The sequence below is a fragment of the Pseudomonas sp. LBUM1659 genome, from assembly GCF_059716045.1.
On the sequence record NZ_CP166797.1, the window covers coordinates 5,490,244 to 5,502,780 of the forward strand.

Below are 12,537 nucleotides of genomic sequence, written 5' to 3' on the forward strand. Positions count from 1 at the left end.
TCTTTCTATCACATACCCAAATTTTTAAAGAACGAACTAGTCAAAGACTAGAAATCAACATTCACCATCACCACGATGGAATGCTCATTTCTAAGCTTTATACAAACAGAAGCAGTAGTGGTGGAGCCAAACGGGATCGAACCGTTGACCTCCTGCGTGCAAGGCAGGCGCTCTCCCAGCTGAGCTATGGCCCCGTATTTCTACAGGCGTTTCCCACACAAAATTGGTGGGTCTGGGCAGATTCGAACTGCCGACCTCACCCTTATCAGGGGTGCGCTCTAACCAACTGAGCTACAGACCCAATTTCGAGCTACTAAGGCCGACCTCACCCTGCTCTTTACCACAAAGCATGGGGTGCGCTCTAACCAACTCAGCTACAAACCGATACAGGCTGCTTCTTTCGTCTTCTTCAATGAATCAAGCAATTCGTGTGGGAGCTTATGGAGCAGCTGATGTCGTCGATTAAGGAGGTGATCCAGCCGCAGGTTCCCCTACGGCTACCTTGTTACGACTTCACCCCAGTCATGAATCACACCGTGGTAACCGTCCTCCCGAAGGTTAGACTAGCTACTTCTGGTGCAACCCACTCCCATGGTGTGACGGGCGGTGTGTACAAGGCCCGGGAACGTATTCACCGCGACATTCTGATTCGCGATTACTAGCGATTCCGACTTCACGCAGTCGAGTTGCAGACTGCGATCCGGACTACGATCGGTTTTATGGGATTAGCTCCACCTCGCGGCTTGGCAACCCTCTGTACCGACCATTGTAGCACGTGTGTAGCCCAGGCCGTAAGGGCCATGATGACTTGACGTCATCCCCACCTTCCTCCGGTTTGTCACCGGCAGTCTCCTTAGAGTGCCCACCATCACGTGCTGGTAACTAAGGACAAGGGTTGCGCTCGTTACGGGACTTAACCCAACATCTCACGACACGAGCTGACGACAGCCATGCAGCACCTGTCTCAATGTTCCCGAAGGCACCAATCCATCTCTGGAAAGTTCATTGGATGTCAAGGCCTGGTAAGGTTCTTCGCGTTGCTTCGAATTAAACCACATGCTCCACCGCTTGTGCGGGCCCCCGTCAATTCATTTGAGTTTTAACCTTGCGGCCGTACTCCCCAGGCGGTCAACTTAATGCGTTAGCTGCGCCACTAAGAGCTCAAGGCTCCCAACGGCTAGTTGACATCGTTTACGGCGTGGACTACCAGGGTATCTAATCCTGTTTGCTCCCCACGCTTTCGCACCTCAGTGTCAGTATCAGTCCAGGTGGTCGCCTTCGCCACTGGTGTTCCTTCCTATATCTACGCATTTCACCGCTACACAGGAAATTCCACCACCCTCTACCATACTCTAGCTTGTCAGTTTTGAATGCAGTTCCCAGGTTGAGCCCGGGGATTTCACATCCAACTTAACAAACCACCTACGCGCGCTTTACGCCCAGTAATTCCGATTAACGCTTGCACCCTCTGTATTACCGCGGCTGCTGGCACAGAGTTAGCCGGTGCTTATTCTGTCGGTAACGTCAAGGCACCAACGTATTAGGTTAATGCCCTTCCTCCCAACTTAAAGTGCTTTACAATCCGAAGACCTTCTTCACACACGCGGCATGGCTGGATCAGGCTTTCGCCCATTGTCCAATATTCCCCACTGCTGCCTCCCGTAGGAGTCTGGACCGTGTCTCAGTTCCAGTGTGACTGATCATCCTCTCAGACCAGTTACGGATCGTCGCCTTGGTGAGCCATTACCTCACCAACTAGCTAATCCGACCTAGGCTCATCTGATAGCGCAAGGCCCGAAGGTCCCCTGCTTTCTCCCGTAGGACGTATGCGGTATTAGCGTCCGTTTCCGAGCGTTATCCCCCACTACCAGGCAGATTCCTAGGCATTACTCACCCGTCCGCCGCTCTCAAGAGAAGCAAGCTTCTCTCTACCGCTCGACTTGCATGTGTTAGGCCTGCCGCCAGCGTTCAATCTGAGCCATGATCAAACTCTTCAGTTCAAACATCTTTGGGTTTTTAAGAAACCCTAAACTTGGCTCAGCAATCGTTGGTTACATCTTTGATTTCTCGCGGAGTAACTTGTGATGCTGATAATCTTGTTGACTATCAGTCTGACTCCACAAGCACCCACACGAATTGCTTGATTCAGTTGTTAAAGAGCGGTTGGTTAAGATCTTTCGTCTCAACCGAGGCGCGCATTCTACAGCAGCCTCTGTTGCTGTCAAGCGGTTATTTTCAGAAGTTTTCAAAGTTTCCTTTGTAACTTCAACCACTTGCGCTTTCGATCTCTCGTCAGCGGGAGGCGAATTCTACAGCGTTACACACTGCTGTCAACACCTCTTTTTCAACTCCTTTCGGGCTTCGATGACCTGAAGCCGCTTACTGCCGAAAACCGCGTAACTCTTTGTTTATCAAGGAGTTTTCCGTTTCGACTGCGCCGGAAGTGGGGCGAATTATAGACATCCAGAATCTGCCGTCAACCTTTAATTAGGCCTTTCGCATAGGCGGTACCTTTTTAGCCACTAAACGCGGGATTCGACGGGCAACGACCGGTATACGCAGTACTAATAACAACGCCCCTATAGAGGTATACACCGCCCACTCCTTCAGATCGGCACGAACAATCCACAACATATGCAGCAATCCAAGCCCGAGAGCCACATAGACCAGGCGATGCAGCTTCTTCCAGCGAACGCCCAAACGCCGCTGACTGTAGCGATTGGAGGTCACCGCCAACGCCAGCAAACACAGAAGCCCCAATGCACCAACAATAATGTACGGCCGTTTGCGCAACTCAACACCCAGTTGCGACCAGTCGAACCCAAGAATGAACGCCGTATAGCCGCTTAAATGCAAAACCACATAGGCGAAGCACCACAACCCCAACTGCCTTCGCACCGCAATCCACCCTGCCCACCCGGTGAGTTTTTGCAGAGGCGTCAAGCTGAGGGTAATGAGCAGCAGAACAAGCGTCCCCAACCCCAGTCGATCGACCAGTACCTTGCCCGGATCGGGACCCAGCACATCCGCCCACGCCTGATACAACCAGAGCAGCGGCCACACCGCTGCCGCAATGAAGACGCCCATACGCCAAACAGGAAAACGCATCAGTAGTTCTTCCGCAAATCGAGCCCTGTATACAGAGAGGCGACTTCATCCGCGTAGCCGTTAAACATCTGCGTGTCCCGCACATTCGGCTTGAACAGACCACTGGGCAAACGACGCTCCCGCGCCTGAGTCCAGCGCGGGTGATCAACCGTGGGATTCACATTTGCGTAGAAGCCATACTCATCCGCGGCAATGCTCTGCCAAGTGGTTTTCGGCTGCTCGCTGACCAGGCTGATACGCACGATGGATTTGATGCTCTTGAAGCCGTACTTCCAAGGCACCACCAAACGTAGCGGCGCTCCATTCTGATTGGGCAATTCACGCCCATACATGCCCACCGCCAGAATCGCCAGCGGGTTCATCGCTTCATCCAGACGCAGCCCTTCTACATACGGCCAGTCAATCAAGGCAAAGCCTGACCGCTGACCCGGCATACTTTTGGGATCTTCCAGGGTTTCGAAACGAATGTACCTCGCATTTGAGGTCGGCTCGACATGCTTGAGCAAGGCCGAGATGGGGAACCCTATCCACGGAATGACCATCGACCACGCTTCAACACAGCGAAGACGATAGATCCGCTCCTCCAACTGATAAGGCTTCATGAAGTCTTCCAGCGCATACCGCCCTGGCTTGCCCACCTCTCCATCCACCACCACGCTCCACGGCTCAGTCTTTAACGCCCCCGCATTGGCAGCAGGGTCGCCTTTATCAGTGCCGAACTCATAGAAGTTGTTGTAGTGGGTTGCATCCTTGAACGGCGTAATCGCTTCGTCCTTGACGTTGATCGAGCCCCATTTAGTAGAGGGAAGCTTTTCGGCAAACCAGGAAGGCGCCTTGCCAGGCTCGACATCCGCATAGCGCACAGCTTCTTCGGCACGGGCCCAGCGCGGCAGGCTACTGACAGCCAAACCAGCAACGGCAGCACCGAGAACATTGCGACGGGATAGATAGAAGGATTCAGGCGTGACGTCCGACTCATGGCAGTCAGACGCTTTCGGGACTTTGATCAGCATGGCAACTCCGCAGCATTGGAGAACAGTTGCACCAATAGACTGCGGAGTATGAGGGAAATTACATCACTCGGCGTTTTTGTGCCGACGAAGACGCAACAGATATTGCACCGGGCCGGAGGCCGCGTAGGCGAGGAAAACCAGCAGCAGAATGCGTGGCGGATCGCTGAAGACCACAGCAAACACCAGCACCACCGCAAGGATCGCCACAAAAGGTACGCGCCCTTTCAAGTCCAGTTCCTTGAAGCTGTTGTACTTGATGTTGCTGACCATCAGCATGCCGGCAGCCGCAACCATCAGCGCAACCAGGAAGGACATCTTTGATCCCTGAATGCCGTAGTCGCTGAACGCCCAGACAATCCCTGCAACCACACCCGCCGCCGCCGGACTGGCCAGACCGATGAAGTAGCGCTTGTCCGCAGTGCCGACCTGAGTGTTGAAGCGCGCCAGACGCAGCGCAGCGCCCGCCACATAGATGAAGGCGACCATCCAGCCGACCTTGCCCATATCACCCAAGGCCCAGCCAAACGCCAGCAATGCCGGCGCGACACCAAAGGCGACCATGTCTGACAGTGAGTCGTACTCGGCACCAAAAGCGCTCTGGGTATTGGTCATGCGAGCCACACGGCCATCAAGACCGTCGAGCACCATCGCAACGAAAATCGCGATGGCGGCAAAAGCAAAGTACTTGCTCGCATTGACCGAATCACCAGCACTCAACGCCGCCTGGGCGCTCATCGAGTTGATGATGGAGTAGAACCCTGCGAACAGGTTCGCAGTGGTGAACAGATTCGGTAGAAGATAGATACCACGATGCCGGACTTTGCGGCCTTCAGCGTCATGCCCTTCTTCGATATGTTCATCGATGGGCAGCAGGCTTTCGGCGTCAGAAGCCTGGTTTGGCTCTTCGGGGCGTTCGCTCATGGACATTACCTTGCAACAGGATGGAAAGTTTTCGACAGGTGTCTGGGACGACGGTTCGGCCACAAACGATGCAGCTTTATACCAGAAGCAGCGATCCAAACGAAAAAACGCGGCCTAGGCCGCGTTTTCCGTACAAGGGCGTGACTTAGTTTTTGGCTTTGTCGACGATCTTGTTGGCACCGATCCACGGCATCATGGAGCGCAGTTGCTCGCCGATGATTTCGATACCGTGAGCGGCGTTGTTGCGACGCTTGGCGGTCATCGAAGGATAGCCGGTTGCGCCTTCGCTGATGAACATCTTGGCGTATTCGCCGTCCTGAATACGTTTCAGGGCGTTGCGCATGGCCTGACGGGACTCGGCGTTGATCACTTCCGGACCGGTCACGTACTCGCCGTACTCAGCGTTGTTGGAGATCGAGTAGTTCATGTTGGCGATACCGCCTTCGTACATGAGGTCAACGATCAGTTTCAGTTCGTGCAGGCACTCGAAGTAGGCCATTTCCGGCGCGTAGCCAGCTTCAACCAGGGTTTCGAAACCGGCTTTAACCAGTTCAACAGTACCGCCGCACAGAACAGCTTGTTCGCCGAACAGGTCGGTTTCAGTCTCGTCCTTGAAGGTGGTTTCGATGATGCCGGTACGACCGCCACCAACGCCAGCAGCGTAGGACAGCGCAACGTTCTTGGCGTTGCCCGAAGCGTCCTGATAGATAGCGATCAGGTCAGGGATGCCGCCGCCTTTGACGAACTCGGAACGCACGGTGTGGCCCGGTGCTTTCGGCGCGATCATGATCACGTCGAGGTCAGCGCGCGGAACAACCTGGTTGTAGTGAATCGCGAAGCCGTGGGAGAAGGCCAGGGTGGCGCCTTTCTTGATGTTCGGCTCGATTTCGTTTTTGTACAGGGCAGACTGGAACTCGTCCGGGGTCAGAATCATAACCAGGTCCGCAGCCGCAACAGCGGAAGCAACGTCAGTCACTTTCAGGCCGTGAGCTTCGGCTTTGGCAACAGTGGCCGAACCTTTACGCAGACCAACAGTGACGTCAACGCCGGAGTCTTTCAGGTTGCACGCTTGAGCGTGGCCCTGGGAACCGTAACCGATGATGGCAACTTTTTTGCCCTGGATGATGGACAGGTCGCAGTCTTTTTCGTAATAAACTTTCATGAAATTCCCCTATGTATCCAGGCCGTTCAGGCCATTCGCTAATTTGGTTTAGATGCTGAGTACTTTGTCGCCGCGGGCAATACCGGTTACGCCGCTACGGACGGTTTCCAGAATCGACGCAGTGCCAATGGACTGAATGAAGCTGTCGAGCTTGTCGCTGGTACCGGTCAGTTGAACGGTATACACGCTGGCGCTGACATCGACGATCTGCCCACGGTAAATATCGGTAGTGCGCTTGATCTCGGCACGCTGGGCGCCGGTGGCCTTGACCTTGACCAGCATCAGTTCGCGCTCGATGTGAGCACTCTCCGACAGGTCGACCAGTTTGACCACTTCAATCAGCTTGTTCAGGTTCTTGGTGATCTGCTCGATGACTTCATCGTGGCCAACGGTGGTCAGCGTCAGACGCGACAGAGTCGGGTCTTCGGTTGGTGCCACGGTCAGGCTTTCGATGTTGTAGTTGCGCTGCGAGAACAGGCCGACTACACGAGACAGAGCGCCCGGTTCGTTTTCCAGAAGCAAGGAAATAATGTGTCGCATGATTAAGTACGCTCCGTCTTGCTCAGCCACATATCGCGCATGGAGCCGTCTTTGATCTGCATCGGGTAGACGTGTTCGCTGGTGTCGACCGAAATATCGATCACCACCAGGCGATCTTTCATGGCAAACGCTTCTTCCATCTTCGACTTCAAATCTTTCGATTCGGTGATACGCATGCCGACGTGGCCATAGGCCTCCGCCAGCTTGACGAAGTCAGGCAGCGACTCCATGTAGGAGTGCGAGTGACGACTGCCGTAACTCATGTCTTGCCACTGGCGAACCATACCCAGAACGCCGTTGTTCAGGATGACGATTTTTACCGGCAAACCATATTGCAGACAGGTGGACAGTTCCTGAATGTTCATCTGGATACTGCCCTCGCCCGTTACACAGGCGACATCCGCATCCGGGAAGCTCAACTTGATACCCATGGCCGCCGGGAAACCGAAGCCCATGGTGCCCAATCCACCGGAGTTGATCCAGCGGTTCGGCTTGTTGAACTTGTAGTACTGCGCCGCGAACATTTGGTGCTGACCCACGTCGGAGGCCACAAAGGCATCGCCCTTGGTGACTTCGCACAGGGTTTCGATCACGGTCTGCGGCTTGATGACGCTGCCGTCGCCCTTGTCGTAAGGGAACAGGCCACGTTCACCGCGCCATTCGTCGACCTGCTTCCACCAGCTGGCAACGGACTCCTTGTTCGGGGTCTCGCCGATTTCCTTGAGGATCGCGACCATTTCGGTCAAGACGCTCTCGACCGGGCCGACGATAGGCACGTCTGCCTTGATGGTCTTGGAAATCGAAGCCGGGTCGATGTCGATGTGAATGATCTTGGCATTCGGGCAGAACTTGGCCGGGCCGTTGATCACGCGGTCATCGAAGCGGGCGCCGACTGCAAGAATCACGTCGGCATGATGCATCGCCAGGTTGGCGGTGTAGCTGCCGTGCATGCCGAGCATGCCGATGAACTGACGGTCGGTGCCAGGGTAGGCACCCAGGCCCATCAGGGTATTGGTCACTGGCAGGTTGAGCATCTTCGCCAATTCGGTCAGGGGCGCGGAGCCACCACCGAGAATCACACCGCCGCCGGCGTACATCACTGGACGCTTGGCCGCCAGGAGCATTTCTGCCGCCTTGCGGATTTGCCCGGAGTGACCGCGAACGGCCGGGCTGTAGGAACGCAGCTTGGCTTTCTTCGGGAAGATGTATTCGAACTTCTCGGCCGGGTTGGTCATGTCTTTCGGAATGTCGACAACGACCGGGCCCGGACGACCGGATTGCGCCAGGTAGAACGCTTTCTTCATGACTTCCGGGATTTCCGATGCGTGCTTGATCATGAAGCTGTGCTTCACGATCGGCCGGGAGATACCGATCATGTCGGTTTCCTGGAACGCATCGGTGCCCACCATGCTGCTAGGCACCTGGCCGGAAATGACCACCATCGGAATGGAGTCCATGTAGGCCGTGGCAATACCGGTGATGGCGTTGGTTGCGCCCGGGCCGGAAGTCACCAGTACCACGCCGGCTTTACCGGTGGCACGGGCATAACCGTCAGCCATATGGGTCGCAGCCTGCTCGTGACGAACCAGGATGTGGGTCACTTCCGGTTCTTTGAACAGGGCATCGTAGACATGAAGAAGAGCACCACCCGGGTACCCGTAGATATATTTGACGCCTTCGTCACGCAAGAAGCGGACGAGCATCTCACCGCCAGATAAAAGCTCCACGTTGTTCACCTCTAAAACGCCAGAATACCGCCCACACAAACGGGGACGGGTCTTAATAGGTTTACTTCTCAGCAGAGCATGAGCGACGGTGGTCGCCGACTACGTCAGCACTGACTGAGCAAGTATTGGGATCGTCCCAAGTGTTGCGGGCCTTTCCCACCCAGCGCGAGGTAACGCGTTGCGGGTGTAACAAGTCGGCGCGGATGTGCGCCTCATGATCTGCTGAGTGGGTCTGCTTCTGGCAGTCCCTCTACAGCGGACTTTGGATTCTTCTGTTTCGTCCTCTGCAAGTCAAGTCGTCAATGTGCTTTATTGAAGTAAGCACATGAGAAAGCAAGAAAAAATCGCCAAACAACGACTGTGTTAGCTTCGATTGCGCAACTCATGACCAGGAAATGGCGTGCAGGCGCGGACGAACCTGGCTCAACTGCAAAACAATCCGCGACTTCGGGAGGATGTGGACGGCGAGATGCGCCGCCTGACCGATCAACAACGTCAGGAACGCATTGGCGAAACACAGAAACAGGTTGCGAAAAACTGCTGTAGGAGCCGAGCAAGCTCGGTTCCTACAAAAGACCGGTGTCAGCGGGAGGTAGTGATCAGCAGGTCGAACTCTTTGAGCAGCACTTGCAGCTGCCGATCCTTGCCCTGGACATCACGGGCGGCGAAGACCATTTCGGCCATCTCCTGAATCCCGGATACAGTGGGCAATGGCAAATCCTGCTCGAGGAGCATTTTCATCCGAGGCAGGAAGATCCATTGCAGCCACTGCTCGAAGTCCAGCGTATCGACCGAAAACGGCTCGACGCTGGAAAGCGCTTCAGTGGAAGGCGAGACGTCATCCCACCACCCCTGCACCCGCAGTTCACGCTCAATCAACAGCAACTGCTCGGCAATCTTCGGGAAACGTGCGTCCATCACAGCGATACCTTGGCCTTTTGACGGGCCAATGCTGCGCCGGCAGAATCACCTTGCTTGTCACGCGCCTGGGCAATCAAATCCCAGAGGCTGGCCTGAAGATCCGGACGGCCATTGGCGAACGTCAGACCACGACGAGCGAATTGTTCCGCCTGCGCGGCATCCCCTTGAGCCATGCGCACCTGAGCCAGGCGATAAAGCACTTGCGGCTCACGCGGAGCGACGCGCTGAGCACGCTCCAGACTGGACGAAGCACCGTTGAGGTCGCCGCTTGCCTGTTGCTGCTGAGCCGTGGTCAACAACGCCAGCACCGGACCATCCAGCTGCTCGTCGGCTGACAGACCGCCAGCGTTCGCCGAAGGTATTCCGCTCGGCGTCGACGGCATGCTGTAACTGCCCTGATTGATCGGTGCCGACTGGACCGGCGACGTATCGATCGGCCCTGGAGTAATCGGGCCTGGCGTGATTGGCGAGGTACTGATCGGCGCCGAGGTGACGGCACCGCCGCCCGGGACCATCACCACTACACCGGTGTCGCCTTGCGGAATCGCCTGGGTTTGAGGTTGGGATTGGGCTTGCGCAGGACGCTTCACAGACGTCTTGCGAAAGCCACCATTTGCCGAAATCCGCTCACTGCTGGACACAGCCGTGCCGGAATCCTCAACCGGAATCGAACCACGCTGTACGGTGGAGCAACCGCTGAGCAACGCCACGGTGACAACCGCTGGTATCAACCACTTGTTCACTTGAATCCCTCTTTGCTTAATTCATCCAGCCCTTGACCCAATCCATCACCGTTTCACCGGAAGCAGGGCCTTCGCCACCACAAGCCGCACCGGGAGGTGGTTCGCTGCCGCGAATATACGGCATCTGTACAGCGCCTGGGCAGCCCGCATCGGAGCCTTGCCCGGTACGCGAATCGACCCAGGCTTGAACAACGTTGTCCGGCTGCGGCATGTCCAGCGGCAGCGGATCGGCCTTACGCATGAAACTGGTCCAGACCTGCAAGGCACCGGTGGCACCCGTAAACGGAGTCTTGCCGTTGTCATCGCGGCCCAGCCAGACCACCGCCAGCAAGTCCTGACTGAAACCGGCAAACCAGCTGTCCCGGGAATCGTTACTGGTACCGGTCTTGCCGGCCAGGGTCAGAGTCTTGGGCAACACGTTATAAACCGAACTGCCGGTACCTTCACGCATGACCCGCTGCATGGCGCTTTGGATCAGGTAAATGGATGCCGGGTCAAAACGCTGCTCTATCTGGAACGGATAGCGCTTGAGCGGTTCGCCTTCGGCGGTCAATACGCTACGAATCCCACGCATCGGCGTATTGAAACCACCGTTGGCGAGGGTCTGGTACATGGTCGCCACTTCAATCGGCGTCATGCCACCTGCGCCCAGCAACATCGACGGGAACGCAGGGAATTCGCGAGTCACGCCCAAGCGAGCCAGGGTTTTGAGGACATTCGGTACACCCATTGCCAAGCCCAGACGCGCGGTCGACAGGTTGTAGGAATGCGCCAGCCCCTGATACAGGAACACCGTACCGTGGGAACGGTGATCGTAGTTCTGCGGTTTCCAGACCTGACCGTCCGCGCCTTTGACCGAGAAGGATTCGTCCGACAGCCAACTGGTCAGAGTGTATTGAGTGGGTTTCTCAAGAGCCGTCAGATAAACCGCCGGCTTGATCAACGAACCGATGGGGCGTACCGCGTCCAGTGCACGGTTGAAACCTGCAAAACTGGCCTGACGGCTGCCGATCATGGCCTGGACCTCACCGGTTTCCGGGTTGGTCACGACCATGGCCGCTTCGACTTCATCGGAACCCTTGCGACCGGACAGGCGCTTGAAGGTGTCGTTGACAGAGGCTTCGGCTTTCATTTGCAGAATCGGGTCGAAGCTGGTGAAGATCCGCAGCCCCTCTTCGGTCAAGTCTTCGTCGCGGTAGTCTTCGCGCAACTGGCGTTTAACCAGATCGATAAAACCCGGGAACGAACTGTCGGCCAGCTTGCCGCGCGTCGTCACACCCAGTGGCATTTTCTTCGCGGCAGCGACCTGCTCAGCGGTGGCGACGCCTTGTTGCTCAAGGACATCGAGCACCAGATTGCGTCGTTCCAGCGCCCGCTCAGGATTGCGACGCGGGTTGTAATAGGACGGCCCCTTGACCATCCCCACCAACATGGCAACTTGATGCAGTTTCAGTTCGGACAACGGCTGCCCGAAGAAGAACTGGCTGGCCAGACCGAAACCGTGAACCGCGCGCTGGCCGTCCTGACCAACGAACACTTCATTGAGGTAAGCCTCAAGAATTTCTCGTTTGTCGTAATGCAGCTCAAGCAACATCGCCATCATGGCTTCGGTGAGTTTGCGCGACAGGCTGCGTTCACTGGTCAGGTAGAAGTTCTTGACCAACTGTTGTGTCAGCGTACTGCCGCCCTGGGTCATCTTTCCGCCAGAGGTGTTGACGTAGACGGCTCGGACAATCGACTTGGGTGACACGCCCCAGTGGCTATAGAAATCCCGGTCTTCCACTGCAACCAGGGTTTCCAGCAGATACGGGGGCACCTGATCGAGTTTGATCAGGATACGGTCTTCCAGGTTTTTCGGGTAAATCCCGCCGATCATCAGCGGCTCCAGCCGCACCACCGAAAGCTTCGAACCATCGGTCGCCGAGAGCTCCGCGACATAGTCACCGGAGAAACGCACGCGCACGGGCTGCGGCTTTTCCAGGCCTTCATAGAACTGGAAGCCACGGGTATTCAAGTCGACGGTATTGCCGTTGACCGACGCGGCGCCCGGGCCGTTGCTCACGCTTTCGCGGCGGTAGCCCAAGGCGTCGAGCTCGGTAAGGAAGTCATCCTTGCTCAGTTTCTGGCCGGTAAACAGCTCAAGCGGGCGCGCATACACCTTGGCCGGGATCGTCCAGCGCTTGCCGGAAAATTTTTCCTGGACGATAGCGTCGAGGTAAACCGCGAATCCGGCGAGCACGACGAGGCCGACCAGACTGAGTTTAAGGGCCCAGCCCAGCCAAGGGCTCAGGCCCCTGGAAGGTGGTTTTTTTGGAGTGCGGGGGGATCGAGTACGAGTCATGGCGGCGGATTATACGCACTTTATTCATACTCAACAGGCGCCCTCCAAGGTTTGCGTCAGG

Annotated in this window: 9 protein-coding genes, 2 tRNA genes, 1 rRNA gene and 1 pseudogene; 1 reads left to right on the forward strand and 12 read right to left on the reverse strand. The window is 56.3% G+C overall.

What is annotated here, in order from left to right; all coding sequences use genetic code 11:
- Window positions 1-118 precede the first annotated feature (118 nt).
- From ACA048_RS24970 to ACA048_RS25010, 9 genes are all read right to left on the reverse strand, one after another.
- Window positions 119-194: transfer RNA gene (locus ACA048_RS24970), tRNA-Ala, on the reverse strand.
- Between the two features lie 30 nt (window positions 195-224).
- A tRNA-Ile gene (locus ACA048_RS24975) sits at window positions 225-301 on the reverse strand.
- 162 nt (window positions 302-463) lie between these two features.
- Window positions 464-2,000: ribosomal RNA gene (locus ACA048_RS24980) — 16S ribosomal RNA — on the reverse strand.
- A gap of 487 nt (window positions 2,001-2,487) precedes the next feature.
- Window positions 2,488-3,108, reverse strand: coding sequence for a protein-methionine-sulfoxide reductase heme-binding subunit MsrQ (msrQ, locus tag ACA048_RS24985; protein WP_497626711.1), 621 nt, complete (start codon window positions 3,106-3,108; stop codon window positions 2,488-2,490).
- Window positions 3,108-4,121 carry a protein-methionine-sulfoxide reductase catalytic subunit MsrP gene (msrP, locus tag ACA048_RS24990; protein ID WP_497626712.1) on the reverse strand — a complete coding sequence of 338 codons (1,014 nt, stop codon included), beginning with the start codon at window positions 4,119-4,121 and terminating at the stop codon, window positions 3,108-3,110. The genes msrQ and msrP overlap by 1 nt, the downstream gene beginning before the upstream one ends.
- 63 nt (window positions 4,122-4,184) lie before the next feature.
- Window positions 4,185-5,042, reverse strand: a complete 858-nt coding sequence (pssA, locus tag ACA048_RS24995) for a CDP-diacylglycerol--serine O-phosphatidyltransferase (protein WP_007948646.1) — start codon at window positions 5,040-5,042, stop codon at window positions 4,185-4,187.
- A 145-nt stretch (window positions 5,043-5,187) separates the two neighbouring features.
- Window positions 5,188-6,204, reverse strand: a complete 1,017-nt coding sequence (gene ilvC, locus ACA048_RS25000; protein WP_007948647.1) for a ketol-acid reductoisomerase — start codon at window positions 6,202-6,204, stop codon at window positions 5,188-5,190.
- 48 nt (window positions 6,205-6,252) lie between these two features.
- Window positions 6,253-6,744, reverse strand: a complete 492-nt coding sequence (ilvN, locus tag ACA048_RS25005; RefSeq protein ID WP_003176102.1) for an acetolactate synthase small subunit — start codon at window positions 6,742-6,744, stop codon at window positions 6,253-6,255.
- Between the two features lie 2 nt (window positions 6,745-6,746).
- A complete protein-coding gene (locus tag ACA048_RS25010; RefSeq protein ID WP_497626713.1) occupies window positions 6,747-8,471 on the reverse strand; it encodes an acetolactate synthase 3 large subunit in 1,725 nt (574 codons plus the stop codon).
- A gap of 403 nt (window positions 8,472-8,874) precedes the next feature.
- Between ACA048_RS25010 and ACA048_RS25015 the strand changes: the two are divergent.
- A pseudogene (locus tag ACA048_RS25015) lies at window positions 8,875-9,012 on the forward strand (DUF4124 domain-containing protein); the annotation flags it as partial.
- A 41-nt stretch (window positions 9,013-9,053) separates the two neighbouring features.
- Here the strand turns inward: ACA048_RS25015 and ACA048_RS25020 are convergent.
- Genes ACA048_RS25020 through mrcB form a run of 3 tightly spaced genes read right to left on the reverse strand, consistent with a single transcriptional unit; the run spans window position 9,054 to window position 12,476 of the window.
- Window positions 9,054-9,389: a YqcC family protein gene (locus ACA048_RS25020; protein WP_497626714.1), complete on the reverse strand. Its 336-nt coding sequence runs from the start codon at window positions 9,387-9,389 to the stop codon at window positions 9,054-9,056.
- Window positions 9,389-10,135: a tetratricopeptide repeat protein gene (locus ACA048_RS25025; RefSeq protein WP_497626715.1), complete on the reverse strand. Its 747-nt coding sequence runs from the start codon at window positions 10,133-10,135 to the stop codon at window positions 9,389-9,391. Before ACA048_RS25025 ends, ACA048_RS25020 begins: the two co-directional genes overlap by 1 nt.
- 16 nt (window positions 10,136-10,151) lie before the next feature.
- The gene (gene mrcB, locus ACA048_RS25030; protein ID WP_223515688.1) at window positions 10,152-12,476 is read right to left on the reverse strand and encodes a penicillin-binding protein 1B; all 2,325 of its coding nucleotides are present in this window, start codon (window positions 12,474-12,476) and stop codon (window positions 10,152-10,154) included.
- Between the last annotated feature and the right edge of the window lie 61 nt (window positions 12,477-12,537).